Below are 26,680 nucleotides of genomic sequence, written 5' to 3'. Positions count from 1 at the left end.
ATTCACCAAAGTTATAATGAACATAATTGGATACTTATGAGTAAACCACAGCTAAAAGCGGTTATTTTTGACATGGACGGAGTGTTGATAGATTCAGAACCTGTATGGCAAATGGCTATTTTTGAAGTCATAAGTAACTTAGGTTTAAACGTTTCCATGCAAGATATGGTATTAACAACAGGCCTTAGAATCGACCAGGTGGTCGACTTTTGGTATGCCCGTTCTCCCTGGGAGAATTATAATAACCAACAAACTGCCCAAGCCATTGTCGATACGGTTGTTAGCCATATAACGCGTGACGGTGCACCAATGCCAGGAGTACTCAATGCCTTACAAGCTTGCCAGCAACACCAGCTTAAAATTGGCCTAGCAACCTCCTCTTCAAGTGATATTATTACTGCTGTTTTAAACAAGATAGGCATAGGTAGTTACTTTAATGCCATTGAGTCAGCAGAATCACTAACTTATGGCAAACCTCATCCAGAGGTATACTTAAATTGCGCAAAGGCACTCAATATTGATCCAGTTAGTTGTCTAGCTATTGAAGATTCATTTAATGGATTAATCGCAGCTCGTGCAGCCAATATGCAAACTATTGCAATCCCAGAACCGCTGCATGCAAAGCTTAATAAATGGGTTATTGCCCACCAGCAACTAGACAACCTAAACGCATTAAGCAACTTTTTAGCCAACTATAAGTAACGCGATTAACTATCCAATTGATAATAAAAAGCCCATCGATTGATGGGCTTTATTTCGTTTAACTAGCAATGATTTGCGAAAAAGTACTACCAGTTCTTACCGATAAATAGGAACACGGTTTTCTCTCCGTCGTCTGATGCACCGAAACCAAAGGCAGCGGGACCAACGCTGGTATCAATACCCAAATACAAACTTCCGGCATAGATTAAGTCATCGAGCGACACATTATCTTTTTGGTTCCAGACATTACCCGCTTCGATACTCGTACCTAAATACAATGGGTACTCAGTCATGCCCAATACATCACGGCCTAAATCATACTGGTAGACAAAGGCGCCAAAGACCTTGTGCGATCCATAAAGAGCATTCTTGTGATAACCAGATAGATTTAAAAATCCGCCGAGCTCTGACACGTTAACCGTAAATGCGCCTTCTTTATCGACTGTGGCAAAAGACGCTATGCCCACAAACGCATGATTGCCAACACCGACTGCACCACGCCAATCAGCTTCATATTGCATCGAGAAATCAGAAGTCTCTGCAAAGCCATTAAGGTCATAGCCTTCTTTACGCATATACACATTAAAAGTGAAACGATTACCCGATGTCGGGAAATTAATGCTATTTAAATCATCATAGGCAAATTTAAAGTAACCACCATAACCATCGTACGGCACTCGACCAAAGTCCCAAACATCGTTTTCAAGATCGCCCTTTTCACCCAATAAACCAATTTCAACCATACCGTTTTGAGTGTAGTTAATGCCTACCCCAAGCTCTGCACGATAAGCTGTCTGTTTTAGCTCTAAAATACGATTGTTGTTTTCAAAGAAGCCCCAATCTTTTAGCTCATATTCCACTCTTGCACGGCTAAAGTAAGTTTGATCTTTCACCAGAGGCTGATAAAACTCTGAAGCGATTAGCTTATCAAAACCCAGCGATAGTTCGTTACGCCACTCACCACCATTTTCAGTAAGCTCGGTCATGGTATAAGCCATATCCAGTGAAATCACTGAGTCTAAGCTAAAGTCATCCTCCCAGCTAAAACCAAGTTGGAAGTAATTCGGACCCCAAGATTTAGCTTTTGTGTGAACAGTAAGGACTCGACCCTCATCGGTATCGGTAAACTCAGCATTAACACGTTCAAACTTATCTAGTGCATAAATTCTATCTAAACCAGCTTCAAGCGCCGCAACGGTGACATGGTCCCCTACATTGAGCTCTAGATTGTCTGCGAGTAGTTTTTCACTGACCTTAGAGTCATTGTCATAAATCACTTTAATCAGTGGTCTATCGATATCGTCTAACCAATGCTGACTCTTATTCTTTTTGCTCGCCAAATACTCTTGATAGTCTTGACGATCGACACTGTACTGCTCAAGTTTATCAATTTGCTCACGAGCAGCGATTTCACCAAGCGGCAATGCAATTGGCATAATGCTGAAGTCAGTGGTACTTAACTCACCAATATTAGGACGGATCAGAATATCGTGATCGCTGAGTAAGGCTTTTTGTCTATCGGAGCTGGCATTAGTCAAAATGGTAGAAAGCTGATTAAGCACTGCTATGGTACTGTTTAATTCAGACTGACCGACTAGTGGCGAGCCAATATCGACGGCAATCACGATATCTGCGCCCATAGCTTTAACCACATCAACAGGCATATTATTGGCAATACCACCATCGACAAGTAGTTTCCCGTCGATAACGGCCGGCTGTAGTGCACCTGGTACTGATGCAGAAGCTTGCATTGCGGCGACTACGCTACCGGAATCTAACACTACTTGTTCGCTAGTCGCTAAATTGGTGGCGACTGCACGATAAGGAATTGATAGTTCGTCAAAATCACCAAATTGATGCACAAGATTGGTTGAGCTGCGTAATAACTGGGACATTGTTTGCCCACGTAATAGGCCTGCTGGTGTCTTTACCTCTTCATCGCTATAGCCAATATTAATAGGGATATTAAATTGGTCACGAGTCTCTTTATCACGATAGCTTAATGCCTCTCTTGGTATCGTATCTGAATAGCCCTTATCCCAATTGGTATTCATCATAATGGCTTCTATTTCTGCAGCGCTATAACCTAGCGCATACATGCCGCCAACATACGCACCAATACTAGTACCAGCAATGTAATCAATAGGGATCTGCTTTTCTTCTAGCACTTTAAGCACACCAATATGGGCTGCACCTTTGGCTCCACCGCCACTTAAGACTAAGCCAATTTTCGGCCGTTCTTCAGCAAAGGCAAAGTGAGGACTCGCTATAGCTAAACAAAGAATAATAATTCTATGTATCATAATGACTTATTCGACTCTTTTAGTAATGTCTTAACGTATTTGATTTAACGGAAAGCTGCAAGGTATAGCCAACTTTCACGGGGATTATTACTACTACCCTTCTAAACTCATAATCTGATTTACGCCCATATAATTTTCAATATCTTTAACTGACATAGGTTTAGCAAAATAGTAGCCCTGAATAACGTAACAGCCTCGGCTAAACACCTGCTCTAACTGCTCGTGAGTTTCGACACCCTCTGCCACCACATCAAGTTTTAAGTTTCTAGCCAATTCGATAATACTACTCGCTATAGCTTGGTCAGCTTTATTGGTGGCGATATCAATTAGGAATGAACGATCAATCTTAAGGGTGTTAACTTCAAAATGGCGTAAATAGGCCAAGGAGGAGTAACCCGTTCCAAAGTCATCGATGGCCACATCAATACCCAGTACTTTTAGTTCCTTAAGATGCTGCTTAGCCACCTTAAGTTCTTTCATTAACACACCTTCAGTGATTTCGAACGATAACCCCGCATTAGGCATTTGCGTATCAACTAAGATTTGCTGTACGCCTTGAATAAAATCTGGCTGCCTAAAATGTAGCGCCGACACATTGACTGAAACTTTAATCGGGTCGACTAATTCCTGACTCCAAATTGCCGCATGACGACAAGCCTCACGCATAACCCAGCGATCAATTTCTACAATTAACCCACACGCTTCTGCGACCTTGATAAAGATATCGGTACGTACATAACCTTCACTAGGGTGATTCCAGCGCAGTAATGCCTCAAGCCCAATCAGTTTGTCATTTTCTAAAATGTCAATTTGCGGCTGAAAGTGCAGTTCAAATTCATTACGCTCAATCGCCTTACGTAAATCAGCTTCAAGCCTCAAGTGGTAAAGTGCTTCGGCATTCCGCTCCTGTGAATAGTACTTAAATGTGCCTTTACCTTCTTCTTTAGCGTGGTACATAGCTAAGTCAGCATTCTTAATCAATGCTTCGGGTTGCTTGGCATCTTCAGGCCATAAGCTCACGCCTATGCTGGTCGAAATATAAAACTCTCGACCATAAAGAATGAAAGTCTGCTCGATACTAGCAAGTAGCTTTTCACATAAGTGGTTAATGTCATCGATACTTGGATTATCTCGCATCAAAATAACAAACTCATCGCCACCAAAACGGCAAAGAACATGATTGTCAGACATCAGAGCTTGTAAGCGCTTAGCAGCCTCCACCAGCAGGGCATCTCCCATGCTGTGCCCATAAGAGTCATTAACATGTTTAAACCTATCCAAATCTAAAAACATTAACGCTAGATTACCGCCCTCTTTTTCAGCTTGGTATACCGATGTTGAAAGCTTAGTCGAAAAGAGTGTTCGATTTGCCAAACCTGTTAGTACGTCATAATTAGCAAGACGACGTAATGACGCTTCAGCGCTCTTGCGTTCAGTAATATCTGAGAACACCACAACATAATGGGTAGCATCACCATTTACATCGACGATCGAAGATACGTTTACCCACACCGCACGTTGTTCATTTTCCTGCCCAACAACATAACACTCACCAGCCCAATTCAAACCTTGCTCAAGTAACAAAGCTAAACTAGAGCCTAGCTCATTACCTTGTAGCACCTCTGAAAATGGGATTCCTGTTAAGTCTTTGGCATCTAAACCTATCATATTTTGAGCGGCTTTATTGGTTACTTCTATCGCCTCTTCACGATCAAAAATAAGCACTGCCTCTGAGGTATTTTCAAACGCTTGAGCCAATAGATAAATATCGTCTTTTAGCTTACGTTGCTCGGTAACATCCCGATAAATACCTGCAACCCGTTCAATCTTTCCGCTGAAGCTATTGCGCTCCACAGCACGTCCCATTACCCGCAACCAGCCCCAACCTTTCTCTCTTGTCCAGTAACGATATTCAACTTCAAAACGATCAGTGCGCTCGTGTAACATATCTTGCCATGCGGCTAATGTTTCACTGGCATCCTCTTTATGAATTGCAAACTCTTCTAGTGTTATGGTGAACTGCGGGAGATCTGCGTTTAATAATCTGGCGGTATTTTCTACCCTGAACAACTGATCTTCTAAGCGCCATTCCCATAATTCCGAATTACTCCCTTTTAACGCCTGTTTTAGTCGGTCCTCGCTATCGCTAAGGGCAGAGTTTATTGCCTTAAACGCTTTTACCTGACGTTGACGGATAAATATAATTCCTAGGCCAAACAGCAATACGCATAAGACAAGAACCCCTTTAAACCAAATGGTTTGCCACCAGTATTTATCAACAAAAAAACGAAAGGAAAAAGGTTTCTCAGACCAAAGCTCATTGTCAAGACTCATTATCTCTATGACATAGCTACCAGCTTCTAACCCAGCAATATTGAGTTGAGACTTGCCTTCTAGGAACAGGTAATCTGACTCACCAACAGCGCCTTCCTGACGTAAGCGATATTTAAGTTGCAACGGCTTATCATCCAAATAATTACCACTGGCAAAATCAAAACTAATTAATTTAGCACCAGGCAAAATATGTTGGCCAGATTTAGGCAGCAAACTCAATTCAGTCTTATCGGCAAAATACACTTCCATCGACTCTAAAATGACCGAATCATGAGTGATACGATTTTTTAATCGGCCGACATCGAGCAACATAGCGCCGTCTGGTGTACCTAGATATAAGCCTTGCTCTGATACAAAATAAGCACCTTCGTTAAGCTCTTTACTAATTAAGCCATCTTCAGGCGAAATGACTATCATCTCACCAGTAATTAAGTCTTTACGGATCAAAGAACGGGGGCAGCCCACTAGGCGATAGTGACTAACATTCTCGATAAAATAGATTGCATTACAGTTGATATTCCAACTGCTGGTAAGGTTTTTCTGAGTGTTATTCTCAATGTTAAACGATAAAAGGCCATCAGACTCCATCCCTAACCAAAGCTCACCAGGACTGACCTCTTTTATGAAGCGGATACTCGACTCACCGACAGAAGTGGCAATAACATCCATCTTTGGCTGGAAGTTTAATTGCAAATCTAAAAATCCAAATACCCGACTACCACCTAACCACAAACGGTTATCGCTATCTCGAGTCACAGCAGTAATGTTTAACGCAGGCATATTATTAAGAGCACTGCCTAAGCGCACCCGCTTAGGTGCAGAGTAACCGGCTTGCCAATAGAACAGACCATTATCTGTTGCAAACCAGATCCGTCCTTCGATCAAGGTATCAAAATAGGTATTGTAGACTGTCATAAATTCGAGCGAATGCTTACCGCCTGCCCAACTAGCAAAGCTCTGACTCTGAAAAGTGACTTTGTTAACCACTGACAAGCCGTTGGTACTCGAAAGCAATAAGTGGTCTTTATCTAAAGAGTCTATTTTGTAGATACTATCGTTACGGCGGATCCCATGAGGATTAATTGCATAAGATTCTTGTGTGAGTTTATCTACCAGTATTAAACCGTTGTCTGTGCCGAACCAAAGATTACGGCCTTCAGCATATATCGTCCAAACCACTTCATCTTTCAATTTATAAGGTGCAGCCTTTGAGTAACTTTCTATAAGAAAATCTGGCTCAAATGCCAACACCGCCACCCCGTCTCCAGATCCTCCGACCCAAACTAACCCAGTATCATCGACAGCGATATCGAAGGTGTAATCAATATTTGATTTGCGTTTAAGCTCGTCGGCATAAAGCTTGCCGACTTTATCGTCAGGGAACCAGCGCAAAAGGCCCGCATGTGTAGAAAGCCATAAATACCCCTGTTTATCTTCAGCTATCGTGGTGATGTAATGTTCCAGTTGCTCGACTTTATTGATCTGCAAGCTGTCTTTATCAACTTCAAATAGGCCTTTGCTGCTGGTTATCCAAATACGGTCAGTTGAATGTTTAACAATGCTTTTTATATCGCCCCACGCTTTGTCCCAATGCAAAACTTGTTGGCGCACACCATTGATATCGCGTACTTCAAGGTGATTGTCATTACCGACGAGTAAACGATTCCCTGGCAGCGACAACATGATCCGCCACAATTGCTCAGGATTACTCGGTAGAAAACTAATGCGTTTTAGCGTCATATTTTGGTAGTTAAACCGTAATATCTCGCCATTATAAGTCAATATTAACCGGTCGCCGTGCGCGTCTTTAACTTGGGAAACAATGCCACCACCACGGTATAGGGGAAATAAATCAGGGCCTCCAAACTCAACAAATTCATTAGTTTGGATATCATATAAGTAAGCTTCGTATACGCCACTAACAAGAATATGTCTTGGGCTAAGGGGTTCAGCTAAATAAAGAATACTATCGTTAATTTTTGACTCTAATCCAACCTTATCAATACGGCGAACTTTATTACTGCTGACTCGATATAATCCTTCTTCTGTCGCTAGCCAAGTAAAACCATGCTGGTCAAAACTGATATCCCAAACCGGCGCATTTAAAAGGCCATCACTAGCGGTAAATGCCCGCTGCACAACGCCACTAGCCCAAGCAGGGACAGCACACGAAGTGATAAATAACAGTAAGCCAAGCCAAATATTTTTAATTATTATTCTCATCTGCTTTACGACTTTTCAGATTAACCAGAATGTATCATTTAGGTAACAGATATTCATCCTTTGATTACTTAAAAGTCAGTCAAAAAAATAATGAGATATAAAAAAAGCGCTCCTGAGAGCGCTTTTTAAAATATTAGCAAATGCTTACTTTTTCTTCTTTGCCTTTGGATTTGGCAAGTCAGTAATTGAACCTTCATAAATCTCAGCTGCTAGGCCTACAGACTCATGCAAAGTTGGGTGAGCGTGAATGGTCAATGCTAGATCTTCAGCATCGCAACCCATTTCAATTGCTAGGCCGATTTCACCTAGAAGTTCACCACCATTAACACCAACAATAGCGCCACCAATAACACGGTGAGTCTCTTTGTCGAAAATAAGCTTAGTCATACCGTCAGCACAATCAGATGCGATTGCGCGGCCACTTGCAGCCCATGGGAAAGTCGCAGTTTCGTAAGCAACACCTTGCTCTTTGGCTTCTTTCTCAGTTAGACCAACCCAAGCAACTTCTGGGTCAGTGTAGGCAATTGATGGGATAACTTTAGGGTCGAAGTAGTGCTTAAGACCAGAAATTACTTCTGCCGCTACGTGACCTTCATGCACACCTTTGTGTGCAAGCATTGGTTGACCAACGATGTCACCAATTGCATAGATATTTGGTACGTTAGTACGCATCTGCTTATCAACATTGATAAAGCCACGCTCATCAACATTAACGCCAGCTTTCTCTGCGTCTAAGCCTTTACCGTTTGGAATACGGCCGATAGCAACCAATACTGCGTCGTAACGAACTGGCTCAGCAGGTGCTTTCTTGCCTTCCATTGTTACGTAGATGCCGTCTTCTTTAGCTTCTACAGCAGTCACTTTGGTTTCAAGCATCAAGTTGAACTTCTTCTTGATCTTCTTGGTGTAAACGCGAACTACGTCTTTGTCTGCTGCAGGGATAACTTGGTCGAACATCTCAACCACGTCAATATCACTGCCTAGTGAAGAGTAAACTGTACCCATTTCTAGACCGATGATACCGCCACCCATAACAAGTAGCTTGCCTGGAACTTCTTTAAGCTCTAGCGCATCAGTAGAGTCCCATACACGTGGGTCTTCATGAGGAATAAATGGCAATTGGATTGGGCGAGAACCCGCAGCAATAATTGCTTGCTCAAAATGAACAACTTTAACGCCGTCTTCACCTTGAACTTCTAGCGTGTTAGGACCAGTGAATTTACCAAGACCGTTAACCACGTTAACTTTACGCATTTTAGACATGCCGCCTAAACCGCTAGTTAACTGACCGATTACTGATTGCTTGTACTCACGCAGCTTATCAAGATCAATCTGAGGTTCACCGAAAACAACACCGTGGCTAGAAACCGCTTTTGCTTCTTCAATCACTTTAGAAACGTGAAGCAAAGCTTTAGAAGGGATACAACCCACGTTTAGACATACGCCGCCTAACGTGCTGAAACGTTCAACGATAACAGTATCTAGACCTAAGTCTGCAGCACGGAATGCAGCTGAATAGCCAGCAGGGCCAGCGCCTAGTACAACTACCTGAGTTTTAATTTCGTTACTCATGTTTTCCTCTATTCTTTTTATGTCGTTGGTGGCACCGAGTTAACGATAAAAACCGACTCAACGATAAACTGTGGCCAAATCTTGTAAGGTGGCCGCATTTTAACCTTTGTTTGATGCTGATCACAATCCTAGAAACGCTTAATCTTACTGATGTTTACTATTTGTATTAATCAAGCGGCTTAGAAAATAGGCTGCTTGTATTAAGCAGCCTATTAGGATTAAAGCACTAAGGTACGAATGTCTGACAAGCAGTTATTCAAGTACGTGATAAAGCGAGCACCATCGGCGCCATCAATCACACGGTGATCGTAAGACAGTGATAGCGGCAGCATTAAGCGCGGCTCAAACTCTTTACCATTCCAAACAGGCTTCATATCTGACTTAGACACACCAAGAATGGCAACCTCTGGCGCATTAACGATAGGTGTAAATGCTGTACCACCAATACCGCCTAAGCTTGAGATTGTGAAGCAACCACCCTGCATATCTGCAGCGGTCAGCTTGCCACCACGTGCTTTCTTAGAGATCTCTTTCAACTCATCAGATAGCTCGTGAATGCCTTTCTTGTTCACATCTTTAAATACTGGAACAACTAGGCCATTTGGCGTATCAACCGCAATACCTACGTTAACGTACTTCTTCAAAATTAAGCTTTCGCCATCTTCTGACAATGAAGAGTTAAAGGTTGGGAATGCTTCTAGCGCTTTCGCAACTGCCTTCATGATAAACACAAGCGGTGTGATCTTCATACCAGAGTCTTTCTTCGCTTCGGCAGCATTTTGCGCCTTACGGAAAGCTTCTAGTTCAGTGATATCAGCATCATCCCACTGGGTAACATGCGGGATCTTCACCCAGTTACGGTGTAGATTAGCACCAGAAATCTTCTGAATACGTGATAACGGTTTAACTTCTGTTTCACCAAATTTGCTGAAGTCCACTTTTGGCCATGCAAGTAGGTTTAACTCGCCGCCACCAGCTGCAGTTTTAACTGCGCCAGACTCAACTTGCTTAATAACCGCTTTAATGTAGTTTTGAACATCTTCTTTAACTACGCGATTCTTACGGCCAGTACCTTTAACGTTAGCTAGGTTAACGCCTAGTTCACGCGCCATACGGCGGATAACTGGAGAAGCATGAGCGTATGCACTGTTTTCAACGAAGTCTTCTTTCGCTGCAGGCGCCGCTGCTTGGCTAGTAGCAGGAGCAGGGCTAGCAACTGGTGCAGCAGGAGCTGGAGCAGCCGCCTGTACTGGAGCAGCAACAGGTGCGCTACCAGCCACTTCAAATGTCATAATCAAAGAGCCAGTCGATACTTTATCGCCTTGAGCCACTTTAATTTCTAACACTTTACCAGCAAACGGTGCAGGGACTTCCATCGCAGCCTTATCACCTTCAACAGAGATAAGCGATTGCTCTTCAGTTACAGTGTCGCCAACTTTAACCATGATTTCAGTCACTTCAACTTCATCACCGCCAATGTCTGGCACGTTAACGTCTTGTACTGATGGTGCAGACGCCACAGCAGCAGGTGCTGCAACTGGCGCAGGAGCCGCGGCAGCAGGAGCAGAGCCTGCAACTTCAAATACCATTACCAAGCTACCTGTAGACACTTTGTCGCCTACATTCACTTTGATTTCTTTTAGCACGCCGGCAAATGGTGCAGGCACTTCCATAGAAGCTTTGTCGCCTTCAACACTCATCAGTGATTGCTCTTCAGTAATGCTGTCGCCAACAGTTACTAGAATTTCAGTCACTTCAACTTCGTCGTCACCGATGTCTGGGACGTGAACTTCTTTTAGCTCAGCCGCAGCTGGTGCAGCAGGAGCCGCAACAGGTGCTGACTCAACTGCAGCAGGGGTAGATGCTGCGCCTTCAGATTCAAAGATCATAATCAATGAATCGGTAGACACCTTGTCACCTACAACCACTTTGATTTCTTTAACAATACCCGCTTTCGACGCTGGAACTTCCATCGCCGCTTTATCGCCTTCAACAGAGATAAGCGATTGCTCTTCTTCTACCTTGTCGCCAACGCTAACAAGGATCTCTGTTACTTCAACCTCATCCGCACCGATGTCTGGTACATTAATTTCGATTGTCATTTTGTATTGCCTCTTACGCGTATAGCGGGTTTGTCTTGTCAGCGTCGATGTTGAATTTAGCAATTGCAGCTGCAACTACTGACTTTTCAATATCGCCACGTTTAGCGAGTTCATTCAGCGCTGCTACAACAACGTAGCCAGCATTTACTTCAAAGTGACGACGTAGGTTTTCACGGCTGTCTGAACGACCAAAACCGTCAGTACCTAGTACTTTGAATGATTCAGAAGGCATAAATGCACGAACTTGTTCAGCATAGTTCTTCATGTAATCGGTTGCAGCAATAGCTGGTTCAGTGCCCATTACTTGAGTAATGTACGCTGTCTTTTGCTCTGCTTCTGGGTGCAACATGTTGAAACGCTCAACATCTTGACCTTCACGAGTTAACTCGTTGAATGAAGTCACAGAGTAAACATCAGATGCTACACCGTACTCTTCACTTAGAATTTGAGCCGCTTTACGTACTTCGTTCATGATAGTGCCCGAGCTCATTAACTGAACCTTGTTGCTACCAGTGTACGACTCAAGCTTGTAGATACCTTTACGAATACCTTCCTCAGCGCCTTCTGGCATTGCTGGCATTGCGTAGTTTTCGTTCATCAGCGTCAAGTAGTAGAACACGTTCTCTTGGTCACCATACATACGACGGATACCGTCTTGCATGATTACTGCTAACTCGTATGCGAATGTTGGGTCATAAGAGATACAGTTTGGAATCGTGTTCGCTTGAACATGGCTGTGGCCATCTTCGTGCTGTAGACCTTCACCGTTTAGCGTTGTACGACCAGCTGTTGCACCTAATAGGAAACCACGTGCTTGCTGATCACCAGCCATCCACGCCATGTCGCCAACACGTTGGAAACCAAACATAGAGTAGTAGATGTAGAATGGGATCATCGGCAAATCGTTAGTGCTGTATGACGTTGCCGCAGCAACCCATGAAGACATAGCACCTAGCTCGTTGATACCTTCTTGCAATACTTGACCAGAAGTCGCTTCTTTATAGTAAGACACAACGCTGCGGTCTTCAGGTGTGTATTCCTGACCATGCGGGTTGTAAATACCGATTTGACGGAATAGACCTTCCATACCGAAAGTACGTGCTTCGTCCGCAATAATAGGAACGATGTTCTTACCAATGCCTTTGTTCTTCAGCAAGATGTTCAGAGTACGAACAAATGCCATAGTGGTTGAGATTTCACGCTTTTGCTCAACAAGCAAAGAGCTAAACTCATCAACAGCAGGAAGCTCTAATGCTTTGGTGAAGTTAGGCAGACGCTGTGGCGTGTAACCATGAAGCGCATCACGACGAGCGTGTAAGTACTTGTACTCTTCAGAACCTTCTTCCAGCGTTAAGTAAGGAAGTTCAGAGACTTTATCATCGCTTAGTAAATCTTCTAGACCTAGACGGTTACGTAACTGTAGTACGTGCGTCATGTCCATTTTCTTCACGCCGTGAGCAATATTCTTGCCTTCAGCCGCTTCACCCATACCGTAACCTTTAACTGTTTTAGCTAAAATTACAGTTGGCTTGCCTTTGGTTTCTTGTGCATTTTTAAATGCAGCGTATAGCTTAGATGAATCATGACCACCACGCTTAAGCGCGAAGATCTCTGCATCTGTCATATCTGATACAAGGGCAGCAGTCTCAGGGTACTTACCAAAGAAGTGCTCACGTACATAAGCGCCATCTTTTGACTTAAATGTCTGGTAATCACCATCGATAGTTTCATTCATAAGCTGTAGCAGCTTACCAGTGGTATCTTTAGCGATGAGTGAATCCCAGTTGTTACCCCAGATCACTTTAACTACGTTCCAGCCTGCGCCTCTAAATAGACCTTCAAGCTCTTGAATGATCTTACCGTTACCCATAACAGGGCCATCTAGACGCTGTAGGTTACAGTTGATTAGGAAACATAGGTTGTCTAGCTTTTCACGTGAAGCGAAAGAGATAGCACCACGTGATTCTGGCTCGTCCATCTCGCCATCACCTAGGAATGCATATACGCGCTGCGCTGAAGTATCTTTTAAGCCACGGCCATCTAAATACTTAAGGAAACGAGCCTGATAAATAGCAGACATTGGGCCAAGACCCATAGATACCGTAGGGAACTGCCAGAATTCAGGCATTAGCTTAGGGTGTGGGTATGAAGGAATACCTTTGCCATCCACTTCTTGACGGAAGTTATCTAACTGCTCAGCAGTTAAACGACCTTCTAAAAATGCGCGTGAGTAGATACCTGGAGAGATATGACCTTGATAGTAAACTAAATCGCCACCATCAACTTCGTTTGGTGCACGGAAGAAATGGTTAAAACACATTTCATAAAATGATGCAGCAGATTGGTAAGACGCCATGTGACCGCCAAGATCTAAGTCTTTCTTAGATGCGCGCAGTACGATCATGATCGCGTTCCAACGGATAATTGAACGCAAACGGCGCTCAACTGTAGTATTACCAGGATATGCAGGCTCTTGGCTCGTAGGAATAGTGTTGACGTAGTTGGTCGTAATACCTGTCGCCATGTCGACACCGTCTAGACGCGCCTTATCAAGTACTTGCTCAAGTAGGTACTGAGCGCGCTCAACCCCTTCTTCGCGTACAACTGATTCTAGAGCAGACAACCACTCATTAGTTTCTAGTGGATCGATGTCATTAAGCATATGTTCAGACATTTTGCAGTCCTTTCCTATACGTAATACCTAAGTCACTACTGCAGTGATTAGTGTATTTAAATTTTGAAATATTGGCTGGCAACAGGTGGTTCGCTAAAGAATCGACCTATACACCACTCTTTAATCGACGCAGGCTACGCTGCAATCGGCTGTCTTCTTCCCTTACTGATAGCATCACCTCTTCAATGTAACTTAAGTGTTCATTGGAGGCTTCGCGTGCAGCTTCAGGGTCGCGGCGAATAATTGCAGCAAGCAGGGCTCGTCTGTGATCATTAGCCGTGGTAGAGGCTTCTTCGCGTCGGCTTAAAAGCTCTAAGTTTTGTGCCACGTTTTTATGCAGCACAGGAGATAAACTCAATACAAGATGAAGCATAGCCACGTTATGTGACGCTTCGGCAACCGCGCGGTAAAAACGCACAATCGCATTAGCTTGATCTTCAATTAAATTCGCTGACTCAACTTCCAGAATCGTGCGCTTGATGTTTTGCATATCAGCGTCGTTACCACGAAGCGCTGCAAAATACGCCATCATGCCTTCAGTGGCATGACGAAACTCCAGTAAGTCATACTGACTTTCAGAATCTGAATGCATAAGTTCAACAATTGGGTCGGCAAGACTTTGCCAGAGCTGCTCTTTTACATAGGTTCCGCCGCCTTGACGACGCATCAACAAGCCCTTTGCTTCTAATTTTTGGATCGCTTCGCGTAAAGAAGGGCGCGAAACTTCAAATTGCAATGCCAGTTCACGTTCAGGTGGTAGCTTTTGTCCTGGTTGAATACTGCCTTCCAGAATCATCTGCTCCAACTGTCCCATAATGACATCGGATATTTTTGGCTGGTTTATTTTGCTATAAGCCATGTGGGCCTCAGCTCCTATTGTAAATTGGTCTTACCAATTTAATTGACTGAGCGCACTTTATCAAATCACACTTTGAATGTCCAGTTAGTGATCTACATCAAATCTATGCGCGATGTGTGAGCATAGCTGATTTTCATCATAATGGGGTCTGACCAATGTGCCAATTTTAATAAGCTGCGCGTTGATAATAATTATTATAAGCAATTAAACATGGAGAGATTTTTGGTAAATGGATAAGAATTTAACGTGTTAAAACGGCTCAACAAAAACTGCTGAGCCGTTCATAAATCAATCTATTTAATTTAATGAAATCAAATTTAGGACTGACTAATTTTTAGCTAACAACATACTCAAGTGATGACTAATTAACCACCCCAAAGATGGTCATCAATGACAACACTGTAATGAGTAAAATAAAGTTTCGCTTACTTAATTGCAGTAAAGAGATAGTTGACTGCAAACAAATAGGTGCAGATGAGGCTTGCGGTAATGTCTCTGCCGCCAAAGCTACCTGCGTAATTATGTCTCGCGCAGTACATTTAGGATTAAGAGCATGTGACACCCAAGTCGCTATAGCCTGTCTAAAGTGGCCACTTAATACGTAACCAAAAGAGAAAATCCTGCTAGGAAGCCAGTCCAGTACGAACAACAAATTATCAACCAAAGGCTGCTCGATCTGATGTTTATTACTTTGTTCACTATAAAAGCGCACCGTACAATAAAGCACTGCACCAACAGGACCTAAAACGATAAGGTAAAGAGCAATCGCACCGTAATAACGGTAATTAATCCAAGCGACACTTTGTCCAACTTGTGTGCCTAATTCCTGCTCGGTAACCGACTCGAGATCTTGACTAGGATCAAGCTCATTAGCGTAATGGAAACACGCTTGTGAATCACCACGGCAAGCCGCTTGGATGTAGCACTTAAAAGCCTTTCTTTGGCTATTATGGCTAAAACACAACACTGCAATTGCTACCCACACAGCAACACTAACTGCACCCCATAAAATTCCAGATACTAACCACGACAATACATAGACAATTATCGCAGGTAACACTAGAGCCAATGTCATAGTAAATAACGTTGGTTTCTGCTCTGCTGTAACTAAGCTTTTATGATATTTAGACAACAACGCATCAAACTGCCAAGAACCCGGCAGCAGTCGTAATCGTTCAACCAAGATTGCGACTAATAACGCAAACAAAGCCATAATTTTCACCTTCAAAGTTAACGCATTTAATTAATTTAGTTTTTCTAAAACTAATTTAACGCTGATTTACAACGCCATTTTGAAGCGCTGCCAATCAAAACTCGCTCCCGGATCGGTTTTTCGCCCCGGTGCGATATCACTGTGCCCCGTCACTCTGTTTGGGGTTATCTTAGGGTATTCACACATTAAGCTTTTGGTAAGCTCTATCAACTGAGTATATTGCTGTTCTGAGTACACCTCTAAATCGGTCCCCTCAAGCTCAATCCCAATTGCAAAATCATTACACTGACTTCGGCCTTCAAATGATGACACTCCCGCGTGCCAGGCTCTGTCATCACAACTAACATATTGAACCAATTCACCATCACGACGGATCAAAAAATGCGCCGATACTTCTAACCCTTGCAGTTCTTTAAAACTGTCATCCGCCTGAATATCTAACTTACCTTGAAATAACTGATCGATATACGGCAAACCAAAACACCCAGCGGGTAAGCTTATGTTATGGATAACTAAAAGGCTTACTTCGTTAAGCGGCCTATGATTAAAGTGTGGCGAAAGACAATAACGCGCCTGAATCACCCAGCCATTAAGTAATGTCAGCGACAAATCAGCATTCCTAAAACAAAATTATTAAAATCACTTTAGCAGTTTTAACTCTATGAATATAGCTAGGCTTTTGAGATTTATCAGCCAAATAACATCAGTAATTCCAAGCGATAAACAAGGATAATGCTAGCTCTGTAGGTAAAACTTTATGTTAAGATTAAAACCACTATTAAAGCGTGCCCAATATATACCACGGTTACAAGCCAGTAAGGACAGCTCACCATGCTTGAAAATGACATTAGACTCTCAGTCAAAGCAGCTTTAGATGAAGATTTAGGTCACAAAGAAACCAATAGCAGCCACTCTTTAGCACAACGATTTGATGCCGATATTACCGCGCAACTTATCCCGGCAGACAAAATAGCTCAAGCCAACTTAATCACTCGAGAAGAAGGCGTATTTTGCGGTAAAGCATGGGCAGAGCAAGTATTTAACCAACTAGGTGGTGAAGTCGCGCTGCACTGGCACGTTGATGATGGCGATTTGGTCGTACCAAACCAACTACTTTGCGAACTTGAAGGCCCAGCTAGAGCAATTTTAACCGGCGAGCGCACTGCGATGAACTTTATCCAGACGCTGTCCGGCGTAGCTACACTGACAAAACATTATGTCGATAAACTCGCAGGCACACACACCCGACTATTAGACACTCGCAAAACCATTCCCGGTTTACGTACAGCGCAAAAATACGCAGTAAGCTGTGGCGGCGGTCAAAATCATCGTATTGGCCTTTTTGATGCTTTTTTAATTAAAGAAAATCACATTATGGCTTGCGGCAGTATCGACAAAGCCATTAAGGCAGCCAGAGCGTTACATAGTGACAAACCGGTTGAAGTTGAAGTTGAAAGTATCGATGAACTAACACAGGCTCTCGACGCTCAATCTGACATCGTCATGTTAGATAACTTTGACGTAACTATGATGCTAGAAGCGGTAGAGCTAAATAATAGCTACAAAGCAAAAGGCCAAGGGGTCAAACTAGAAGTATCAGGTGATGTGACCATCGAAACTATCGCCACCTTCGCTAAAACTGGCGTAGATTACATATCTGTTGGCGCACTAACCAAACATGTTAGAGCTTTAGACTTATCATTAAGACTGAAGTAACGGTTTAGCTTCGTATTAACAGCATTTTCTATCTTTAGTTAGATCATTAAATGCTGTTTTACCTCTCCCTCATCTTCTCTGCATAACTGAAATTTTTAACATAGCTTTTAACACAGCTTTCAACATACCTATTTAGACCTGTTCTAGTAATTTGGCATTTTAGTTTTAAGCCGCGAAACATTAATCTAATAACAAGTTTAAAACTCGCAATATTATCTACTCATTTGTTCGAAGCTAAGTAATCAACATTTGATTTTATAACGATAAATAATCGCTAATTTTCATATGTGTTTCAGGCTTATACTTAGAATAGACGTCCTACCAGTCAGGTTTAATAATACATAGTCAAAAGGTTCAACAATAAAATATTTATGCAATCACTAACAATAAATAGTCAACCTAATTGCTTACCTAAAATTTACCTAGGATTTACCTAGGATTTACAATAATACCTTCAACCTTTGAAATTAAATAAAGCAAACTAAATGAACGTCAAAGTTAAACTCGCAAAACCAAATTTAATCCCTAAAAAACATGCAAACTATCATGAAAACTATATTGTGCTAGGAACGGTTAGCATCAAAGTTGCGACCCATAAAGTCTAGATTCCTCCGCACAAGGTTACACGCATATCCATCACAGCAGTTACTCTCATTGATATTTCGATTCAGCTCTCCAAACAGCACTCCATGATCCAATTAAAAATCTCGCTCACCGTTTCAGTTCTTTAAGGATCATCTTATACAAATGATTTAGAAAGTTATAAATTAGTTATTAAAGAAAATACAATCACTCCCCAGCTGCGATTTGAACCTTTAAAAAGTGAAGTAAATTAAAGCTGTCGAAATCTAAAATAGGGAACGTTCAATTTTTTGACGGTGAACATTTTTTCGCCAACAAAATAACACGCGCCAATTAACCAACACCAATAGCACCATAAAAAAACCCAAAAACAACCAAACAAGCAACAAAATAACGCATTAATTACATTTCACTATTCCATTTTACCCACCTTTGTACTAACTTGCAGTTATACCGATGTGCAGACTCGGTTAATGCAATTTAAAGTGTTTTAGATTCAACATTATCTCATCTGGTTTTATTAATTTTTGTGCTTAGTTTTGCTTAACTGTGGATACGAGCACCAAATAATGAGCTAACCAAGCGGGATAAAGCTGCTCTTCTTACCACTTTGAATAGTAAATCCTAGCTTTTAACTTTTAAATTTCAGTTTGAATTAGGTTTGAGTTGAGTTTGAGTTGAGGGTTTTTGAATTCAAATTTAACTAGACATTAAATTTGAATTTTAACAATAGGATAGACGGATGCCTCGTCGTCGCACTATGCACAACAAGCATAGTCAGTTTGGATACAGCGACACGCTAACGCAGGAGCACTCAGCAGGGTTGACGCACACATAGACTAAATGATGATTTTCACATCAGCGCTAACCTTATTCGACAAAAAGCAAACCCTTTGTTTTCAGGGTATAGGCTGAAGGTGCAGGTTAGCCATTATTGATTAAATCAGCAATTCAAAAAGCTTTCTAATGGAGATAGACATGAACACTAAGATGAACAGAATGATGAATAAATCAAAAATGAACAACGCTAAGGGTTTCACCCTAATTGAATTGATGATTGTTGTAGCAATTATCGGTATTTTGGCAGCAATTGCACTGCCTGCTTATCAAACCTACACAAAGAAAGCTAAATTTTCGGAAGTACCTTTAGCTGCAGCTTCAATTAAAACAGCTATTGAAACTTGTTATCAAGGACGAGGGGATTACACTCTTGCCAACTGCGATTCAGCTGCAGAGGTCGGAGCAGATTTGTCTGGCGCGGCTGCTGGAGCCTATGTGTCTAAAGTAGAAATAACTACTTCAACGGCAGCGATAACTGCAACAGCGGTTGCTGCACTAGACCACAATAGTCAAGCAGATGTCACTTATATTCTTACGCCTTCAGAAACTGCAGGCTCTCTAACTTGGGTTCAAACAGGAACTTGCGTTGCTGCAGGGCTTTGTTAATCATATAAAGCAGACGAGTATCCTAGAATATTCAGGGATACTCGCTTCTATTAAATTTTATAAATCAAATGCCAACTACCGGTCTACATTTAGGTTTATCCACTCTATTTATTCGCAAAGGTTTACTTAGCGAAGAGCAAATTACATCTGCAATTTTAAATTCGCGTAAACATAAAACCTCTCTAGTTACTTCAGTAATAAAGAACAATCTCATTTCTGCCCAGCAAATTGCTGCGCTATGCTACGAAGAATATGGCACCCCGCTTCTCGATCTGAATGAATTCGATATAAATTCAATTCCCGAAGAGTTCCTCAATAAAAAGCTCATCGAAAAGCATCGCTGTATTCCGCTATTTAAGCGCGGCAACCGTTTATTCATTGCAACATCAGACCCCACTAATATAGCGGCGTTAGAAGACTTTCAGTTCAGTGCAGGCCTGCATACCGAAGCGATTTTAGTGGAAGATGATAAGCTAGATAAAGCGCTTGAAAGCATCTTAGAAGATGACATCAGTAGCTTAGATTTAAGCAGTATTGATGAAGAGTCTCTGGCAGGTATAGAAGTTACCGATACTGATAAGCGAGAACAAGAGCAAGATAGTGACGGCAAAGATGACGCCCCTATCGTCATCTATATTAATAAAATTCTTACCGATGCCATACGTAAAGGAGCATCAGATTTACATTTTGAGCCCTATGAAAAGCGTTACCGCATTCGTTTTCGTATTGATGGCATCTTGCATGAGGTATCCGAGCCGCCAGTTAATCTTTCCGGTCGCATTTCTGCCCGTTTAAAAGTAATGTCCAAACTTGATATTGCTGAGCGCCGCGTACCACAAGATGGCCGAATTAAGATGAAGCTATCACGCAGTAAATCTATCGATTTTCGTGTTAGTACCCTGCCTACCATTTGGGGCGAGAAAATCGTAATGCGTATCCTTGACTCATCATCTGCCCAGCTTGGCATTGAAAAGTTAGGTTATGAAGATGATCAACGACTGCTTTATGAAGAGATGCTACAAAAACCCCAAGGGATGATTTTGGTAACCGGACCAACAGGTTCAGGTAAAACAGTCTCCCTCTATACCGGGCTGAACATTCTTAATACTGAAGAGCGCAATATATCAACCGCGGAAGATCCGGTTGAAATTAACCTCGAAGGCGTTAACCAAGTCCATATTAATTTAAAAGCCGGACTGACATTCGCGTCCGCTCTGCGCTCATTTTTACGTCAAGATCCTGATGTGGTCATGGTTGGTGAAATTCGAGATTTAGAAACGGCTGAAATTGCCATTAAAGCGGCGCAAACGGGTCACTTAGTGCTATCAACCTTGCACACCAATTCGGCAGCAGAAACCCTGACTCGCTTAATCAACATGGGCGTGCCAGGCTATAACATTGCCAGTTCTGTTAACCTAATTATTGCTCAACGACTATCTCGGCGATTATGCTCCAACTGCAAACAGCCTGAAAATATCCCAACTGATGCACTGTTAAAACTTGGTTTTACTCAACAGCAGGTTGATGCAGGAATTACCCTACATAAGCCAGTTGGTTGCGATCTTTGTTCAGGGGGCTATAAAGGCCGTGTAGGTATTTATGAAGTCATGAAGATGTCGGATGAAATTGCCCGCACGATTATGGAAGGTGGCAACTCCTTACAAATACTTAAACAAGCCAAACTTCAGGGCATGCGTGACCTTAGAGATTCAGGCCTATTAAAAGTTATTCAAGGCGTGACCAGCATTGCAGAGATAAACCGCGTAACCAGTTTTTAATTATTGAGGTAGTCTCGAGCGACCAATCGTACACTTAAACAAAATTAAAGCGCACCTCAAAATAAGACAATAAAAGGGCCGCTATGGCAATTGCAACTAAATCATCAAAGCAAGCTCGTGAAAGGAAAAAAGCCCAAAAAAGCCAACCTAAAGTTGTCACTTATACCTGGAATGGCACCAATCGTGATGGTGGAAAAACATCAGGCGAACTCAGAGGTATATCAAGTGCTGAAATTCGCGCCCAATTAAAAGCTCAAGGTGTCATCCCAAAAGGCGTCCGTAAGAAATCTCCGCCGCTGTTCAAATCGGAAAAGAAAATCAAACCCATGGATATCGCCATGGTTACTCGTCAGATAGCCACTATGCTTGCTGCTGGTGTCCCCATTGTGACGACCTTAGAGTTATTAGGCAAAGGCCATGAAAAACCTAAAATGCGCGAGCTTTTAGCGACTATCGTTAACGATGTACAATCAGGTATTCCTCTGTCAGAGGCTTTAAGGCCACACAGACTGTATTTTGATGATCTCTATGTCGATCTTGTCGGCGCCGGTGAGCATTCAGGCTCACTTGATCAAGTTTTTGATCGAATTGCAACTTACCGAGAAAAATCGGAAGCATTAAAATCAAAAATTAAAAAAGCCATGTTCTACCCTGCTGCTGTTGTCGTTGTAGCTATTCTAGTAACAGCCTTACTACTATTATTTGTTGTACCTCAGTTTGAAGATATTTTTAATGGTTTCGGAGCAGAGTTACCAGCCTTTACCCAGTTTATTATTAATATATCTCGCTGGTTACAGGCATCTTGGTATATTTTTGTCATAGCGATCATTATAGGTGTTTGGAGCTTCAAACGTGCTCACCTTAACTCTCAATTGTTTAGAGACAGAGTGGATGAAGTCATCTTAAAAATCCCCGCTATTGGCGATATCTTGCATAAAGGCGCTATGGCACGTTTTGCCCGCACTTTAGCAACAACATTTGCAGCAGGTGTGCCATTAATCGATGGTCTAGAGTCTGCTGCAGGTGCGTCAGGCAACGCCGTATATAAGAAAGCGATTTTGAAAATCCGTACTGAGGTTATGTCTGGCATGCAAATGAATGTCGCTATGCGTACAACTGGGCTTTTCCCTGATATGTTGATTCAAATGGTCATGATTGGCGAAGAATCTGGCTCACTCGATAATATGCTTAATAAAGTAGCCAACATCTATGAAATGCAAGTCGATGATGCGGTTGATGGCTTATCGAGTCTAATTGAGCCAATAATGATGGTAGTGATTGGTACCGTCGTGGGCGGCCTAATTGTCGGCATGTACCTACCTATTTTTGAAATGGGTAATGTTGTAGGATAAGAGCCTTACAAAAACGCAGCTTATATTCTTTCCAAGCTGCGTTATCAAAAGTAGCTTTTACAATAAAAGAAAAATAATGACTGAACTTATTTCTGTTTTTAGCCAAAATCCTTGGCTGTTTATCGCATTAAGCTTTGTATTTGCCGCTGTGATCGGTAGCTTTTTAAATGTGGTGATTCACCGTATACCAGTGATGATGAAGCGAGACTGGCAGCAAGAATGTAATCATTACCTAAGTGAATACAAGCAACAGGTTTTTGATGCTAACAAAAAGCAATTAGAAGCCCCAATCGATGGCTTCCCTGAAAAATATAACCTCGTTATTCCAGGCTCTGCCTGTCCAAAATGTAAGGCCAATATCAAGCCTATACATAACTTGCCTATTTTAGGTTGGCTAATACTTAAGGGGAGATGCGCCTCCTGTAGCAACCCAATCTCAGCTCGTTACCCTGTTGTGGAATTCATTACCGCCACATTAGTCGCTTTTCTCGCTTGGCACTTTGGCCCTACTATCGAGTTCGCATTAACCACATTACTGACTTTTTGCCTGATTGCGCTAACCGGCATTGATTTAGACGAAATGCTATTGCCAGACCAAATTACTCTACCTTTATTATGGCTAGGCCTGATTGTTAACTTATCAGGTACCTTCAGTAGTACTTCAGATGCTTTGATTGGTGCAGCGGCAGGTTACTTAAGTCTATGGAGCGTGTTCTGGTTATTTAAGTTACTAACAGGCAAAGACGGCATGGGCTATGGTGACTTTAAGCTACTTGCTGTTTTCGGCGCTTGGTTTGGTTGGCAGGTATTGCCGCTTGTTATCTTGCTGTCATCACTAGTCGGTGCCGTCGTTGGTATCACTCTTATTATCTTCAAAAAGCTTAATCAAGGTAACCCAATTCCATTTGGCCCTTATATCGCAGCTGCTGGCTGGATAGCCATGATATGGGGTGAAAGCATTACAAACTGGTACCTTTCTACCTTATAAAGCGACAGGGAAACACACTATGGCTGATTACATTATCGGTCTTACTGGCGGTATCGGCAGCGGTAAAACAACGGTTGCCAATATTTTTGCCGAACAAGGCGTTACTCTAGTCGATGCCGATATCGTTGCTCGAGATGTAGTAGCAACTGGTTCTGATGGTCTGAAAGAAATTGTCACTCATTTTGGTGAGCAAATCTTATCGGCTGATGGCGGCTTAGATAGAGCAAAATTAAGAGAAGTCATTTTCAATAATGATTCTGAACGACTTTGGTTAAATTCTCTACTTCACCCAATGATTAGAGAATCGATGCTACAACAGTGTAAAGAAGCACAATCTGATTATGTAATTATGGTCGTGCCCTTGCTATTTGAGAATGGGTTAGATAGGTTAGTAGATCGAACACTTTTGGTGGATATTTCGCCGGAGTTACAACAAAAAAGAACGGTTGATAGAGATTTAGTAACCGCTCAACACGTAAAAAAGATAATAGGCAGTCAGGCTTCAAGAGCCGAGAAACTGTCAAAAGCTGATGATGTCATAGACAACCAGGGAGAGATATCGGCGTTAAAGTGCAAGGTAGAAGCACTACATAACTTTTATTTAAAATTATCTAGTAATGCTTGAATAACGCCATGACTAAATTGATCTATGAACAGCCGCTCAATGAAAAAACCCGTAGCTACCTGCGCCTAGAATATCTTGCAGAACAATTACAGGCTAACTTAGATCACGATCATCAGCATCGATGCTTTTACCCGCTATTTTCATTATTCGAACTAACTGAACGTTGTGACTATCGCGGCGAAGTACTCCAAGACCTTGATAGGCAGCTATTCGCCTTATCAAAATGGCAATCTCTCCCCGCAATTAACGATGAACAGCTTGCGCTTTATATCGATAAACTAAGCGCTGCAAGAGATGTTCTTCAGGTAGCTCAACGACCCGGCAACGAGTTAAAACGGAACCGTTTCTTATCAGCGTTAAGGCAAAGATTTAATATGCCTGGTGCGAGCTGTAACTTTGACCTGCCTCAACTCCATTATTGGCTAGCTAAACCTTGGAGTGAGCGTCAACAAGAATACCAAGATTGGATGAGCCACTTTGCCTCTTTACTTTCTCCAGTTAAGTTATTGCTAGATTTAACTAGACAAACCACAAGCTATGAAGTCAAAGAGGCTTCTGGCGGTTTCTTTCAAGGCACTAGCAGCCAGGCACTTTCACTGATCCGAGTAAGACTAGCAGCCGAGTATGGCTGCTACCCTACTATTAGCGGCCACAGAAACCGTTATGCGATTCACTTCGTACAATTTGATGAACAAAAACATTCTGATCAAGCAATAGAATTCGAGTTGGCAACCTGTAGCTAACGCTTTAAAATCCCATATACACTTTTTAAAAGTCAGCTTTATCACTGACAAGGTCAATTATGTCTTTAACTGTAAAATGCCCGACTTGTCAGGCCTCTGTAGCTTGGAATGCTGAATCGAAATTTAAACCTTTTTGTAGCGACCGTTGTAAGCTTATCGATCTAGGTGATTGGGCTTCAGAGAAACATGCTATTCCAGTAAAACCTGAGTTTGATCCAGAAATGTTAGACCAGCTAGGTTATGACGAAGCGGACTTCTTCGTCGATGGTCCATCTGATGATGGAAAGCATTAATGAGCAAAATAATACATGTTGCAGTCGGCGTGATTCAAGATCCTCATAAAAGAATTTTGCTAGCTAAGCGACCACAAGAACTGCACCAAGGTGGTAAATGGGAGTTTCCAGGCGGTAAGGTGGAAAAACTAGAATCGACTTCTGAAGCGCTAATTAGAGAGCTTAAAGAAGAAGTTGATTTAGATGTGGTAGATACCGAACCATTGATGGAGATCCATCATGACTATGGCGATAAAAAAGTATTTCTCGACATACACTGGGTAACCAATTTTAGTGGCGAAGCGAAGGGCTTAGAAGGCCAAGAAATTTGTTGGGTAGCAAAAGACCAACTAACTCAATATGAATTTCCTGAAGCGAATAAAGCTATCTTAGAAAAGATCCTTAGTTAGTTTCAACGATTACAAATTCCAGATTTAAAAAGCCCGCCACAAAAGCGGGCTTTTTTGCTTTTGGCTGCGGGAAACAATCAACTCTCGTAGTTCGCGCAGCAAACACATGCTCACTGCATTCGGGCTTTTTATTTCCCCATGTTCGAGTGGTCAATTCTAGTAATAAAGAGTCCAGACAAAAACGAAAAAAGCCCGCTACATCGTAGTGGGCTCTCTCGCTTCTCTTTCAAGAATTCAGTTTTGTCTTCACTTTTACAAAAGTGAAGTCAAAGTGGCGCCTGAAAATGACCTACGACCCACATGGATGTGGGAAGTGTCGATTATGCAGGAGCATATAATCGCCCTCGGTTCGCGCAGCGAACACATGGGGGCGAAGAGGTTGCGCTTAATGTACGAAGTACATTGCAATCTTGTAGCGCGTAGCAGCTGTGACCGCCAAGGATGGCGGAAATGCAGTTATTGCAGGAGCAATATAACTGCCAGCAAGCTGGGGACCCTGCTCAGCGGCGGGGTGACATCGGGGGGAGGCATTTATGCCTACTTTAAGTGAAGCTGCCACCTTAACGGGTAGCTGTATTCAGATAAGATAGCGTTCAATATTTTACAAATGCCCAAACGCAAAAAAGCCACCTTAATAAGGTGGCTTCTTCACTACTCTTAACGAGTAAAATAGGCGCCTGGAAATGACCTACTCTCACATGGGGAGACCCCACACTACCATCGGCGATATTGCGTTTCACTTCTGAGTTCGGAATGGATTCAGGTGGTGCCACAACTCTATGGTTT

General features: G+C 42.4%; 18 protein-coding genes and 1 rRNA gene. 10 read left to right on the top strand and 9 right to left on the bottom strand.

What is annotated here, in order from left to right; genetic code table 11:
* Positions 1-36 precede the first annotated feature (36 nt).
* Entirely contained in the window at positions 37-702 is a 666-nt protein-coding gene (gene hxpB, locus L2747_RS12935; RefSeq protein WP_248999439.1) for a hexitol phosphatase HxpB, read from the top strand.
* An 86-nt stretch (positions 703-788) separates the two neighbouring features.
* On the opposite strand, the gene L2747_RS12930 is transcribed toward hxpB, so the two are convergent.
* From L2747_RS12930 to ampD, 8 genes are all read right to left on the bottom strand, one after another.
* Entirely contained in the window at positions 789-3,005 is a 2,217-nt protein-coding gene (locus L2747_RS12930; protein ID WP_248999438.1) for a patatin-like phospholipase family protein, read from the bottom strand.
* A 93-nt stretch (positions 3,006-3,098) separates the two neighbouring features.
* Positions 3,099-7,562, bottom strand: a complete 4,464-nt coding sequence (locus L2747_RS12925; protein ID WP_248999437.1) for an EAL domain-containing protein — start codon at positions 7,560-7,562, stop codon at positions 3,099-3,101.
* 144 nt (positions 7,563-7,706) lie between these two features.
* The gene (lpdA, locus tag L2747_RS12920; protein WP_220763574.1) at positions 7,707-9,134 is read right to left on the bottom strand and encodes a dihydrolipoyl dehydrogenase; all 1,428 of its coding nucleotides are present in this window, start codon (positions 9,132-9,134) and stop codon (positions 7,707-7,709) included.
* Between the two features lie 218 nt (positions 9,135-9,352).
* A complete protein-coding gene (gene aceF / locus L2747_RS12915; protein WP_248999436.1) occupies positions 9,353-11,236 on the bottom strand; it encodes a pyruvate dehydrogenase complex dihydrolipoyllysine-residue acetyltransferase in 1,884 nt (627 codons plus the stop codon).
* Between the two features lie 13 nt (positions 11,237-11,249).
* A complete protein-coding gene (aceE, locus tag L2747_RS12910) occupies positions 11,250-13,910 on the bottom strand; it encodes a pyruvate dehydrogenase (acetyl-transferring), homodimeric type (RefSeq protein WP_248999435.1) in 2,661 nt (886 codons plus the stop codon).
* Positions 13,911-14,016: 106 nt separating this feature from the next.
* Positions 14,017-14,769: a pyruvate dehydrogenase complex transcriptional repressor PdhR gene (pdhR, locus tag L2747_RS12905; protein WP_012153684.1), complete on the bottom strand. Its 753-nt coding sequence runs from the start codon at positions 14,767-14,769 to the stop codon at positions 14,017-14,019.
* Between the two features lie 361 nt (positions 14,770-15,130).
* Positions 15,131-15,982, bottom strand: a complete 852-nt coding sequence (ampE, locus tag L2747_RS12900) for a beta-lactamase regulator AmpE (RefSeq protein WP_248999434.1) — start codon at positions 15,980-15,982, stop codon at positions 15,131-15,133.
* Positions 15,983-16,048: 66 nt separating this feature from the next.
* Complete coding sequence (gene ampD, locus L2747_RS12895; protein WP_248999433.1) at positions 16,049-16,591, bottom strand: 1,6-anhydro-N-acetylmuramyl-L-alanine amidase AmpD; 543 nt, start codon at positions 16,589-16,591, stop codon at positions 16,049-16,051.
* A 222-nt stretch (positions 16,592-16,813) separates the two neighbouring features.
* On the opposite strand from ampD, the gene nadC reads away from it, so the two are divergent.
* The 9 genes from nadC to mutT all read left to right on the top strand — a co-directional run bounded on the left by nadC (position 16,814) and on the right by mutT (position 25,894).
* Positions 16,814-17,698, top strand: coding sequence for a carboxylating nicotinate-nucleotide diphosphorylase (gene nadC / locus L2747_RS12890; RefSeq protein WP_248999432.1), 885 nt, complete (start codon positions 16,814-16,816; stop codon positions 17,696-17,698).
* A gap of 1,560 nt (positions 17,699-19,258) precedes the next feature.
* Positions 19,259-19,726 carry a pilin gene (locus L2747_RS12885; protein WP_283107287.1) on the top strand — a complete coding sequence of 156 codons (468 nt, stop codon included), beginning with the start codon at positions 19,259-19,261 and terminating at the stop codon, positions 19,724-19,726.
* A 68-nt stretch (positions 19,727-19,794) separates the two neighbouring features.
* On the top strand, positions 19,795-21,504 hold the full coding sequence (pilB, locus tag L2747_RS12880) for a type IV-A pilus assembly ATPase PilB (protein WP_248999431.1): 1,710 nt from the start codon (positions 19,795-19,797) through the stop codon (positions 21,502-21,504).
* 83 nt (positions 21,505-21,587) lie between these two features.
* Positions 21,588-22,856: a type II secretion system F family protein gene (locus L2747_RS12875; RefSeq protein WP_248999430.1), complete on the top strand. Its 1,269-nt coding sequence runs from the start codon at positions 21,588-21,590 to the stop codon at positions 22,854-22,856.
* A gap of 76 nt (positions 22,857-22,932) precedes the next feature.
* Entirely contained in the window at positions 22,933-23,844 is a 912-nt protein-coding gene (locus L2747_RS12870) for a prepilin peptidase (RefSeq protein WP_248999429.1), read from the top strand.
* Between the two features lie 19 nt (positions 23,845-23,863).
* Entirely contained in the window at positions 23,864-24,469 is a 606-nt protein-coding gene (coaE, locus tag L2747_RS12865; RefSeq protein ID WP_248999428.1) for a dephospho-CoA kinase, read from the top strand.
* Between the two features lie 8 nt (positions 24,470-24,477).
* On the top strand, positions 24,478-25,212 hold the full coding sequence (gene zapD / locus L2747_RS12860) for a cell division protein ZapD (RefSeq protein ID WP_248999427.1): 735 nt from the start codon (positions 24,478-24,480) through the stop codon (positions 25,210-25,212).
* Positions 25,213-25,271: 59 nt separating this feature from the next.
* Complete coding sequence (yacG, locus tag L2747_RS12855) at positions 25,272-25,505, top strand: DNA gyrase inhibitor YacG (protein ID WP_248999426.1); 234 nt, start codon at positions 25,272-25,274, stop codon at positions 25,503-25,505.
* Positions 25,505-25,894 carry an 8-oxo-dGTP diphosphatase MutT gene (gene mutT / locus L2747_RS12850; RefSeq protein ID WP_248999425.1) on the top strand — a complete coding sequence of 130 codons (390 nt, stop codon included), beginning with the start codon at positions 25,505-25,507 and terminating at the stop codon, positions 25,892-25,894. The genes yacG and mutT overlap by 1 nt, the downstream gene beginning before the upstream one ends.
* 675 nt (positions 25,895-26,569) lie before the next feature.
* On the opposite strand, the gene rrf is transcribed toward mutT, so the two are convergent.
* Positions 26,570-26,680, bottom strand: a 5S ribosomal RNA gene (rrf, locus tag L2747_RS12845); the annotation flags it as partial.

This window comes from Shewanella marinintestina, from assembly GCF_023283845.1.
Classification (GTDB): Bacteria; Pseudomonadota; Gammaproteobacteria; order Enterobacterales; family Shewanellaceae; genus Shewanella; species Shewanella marinintestina.
The sequence above is the reverse complement of the archived record's forward strand: the minus strand, read 5'-3'. Positions and strand labels throughout refer to the sequence as shown.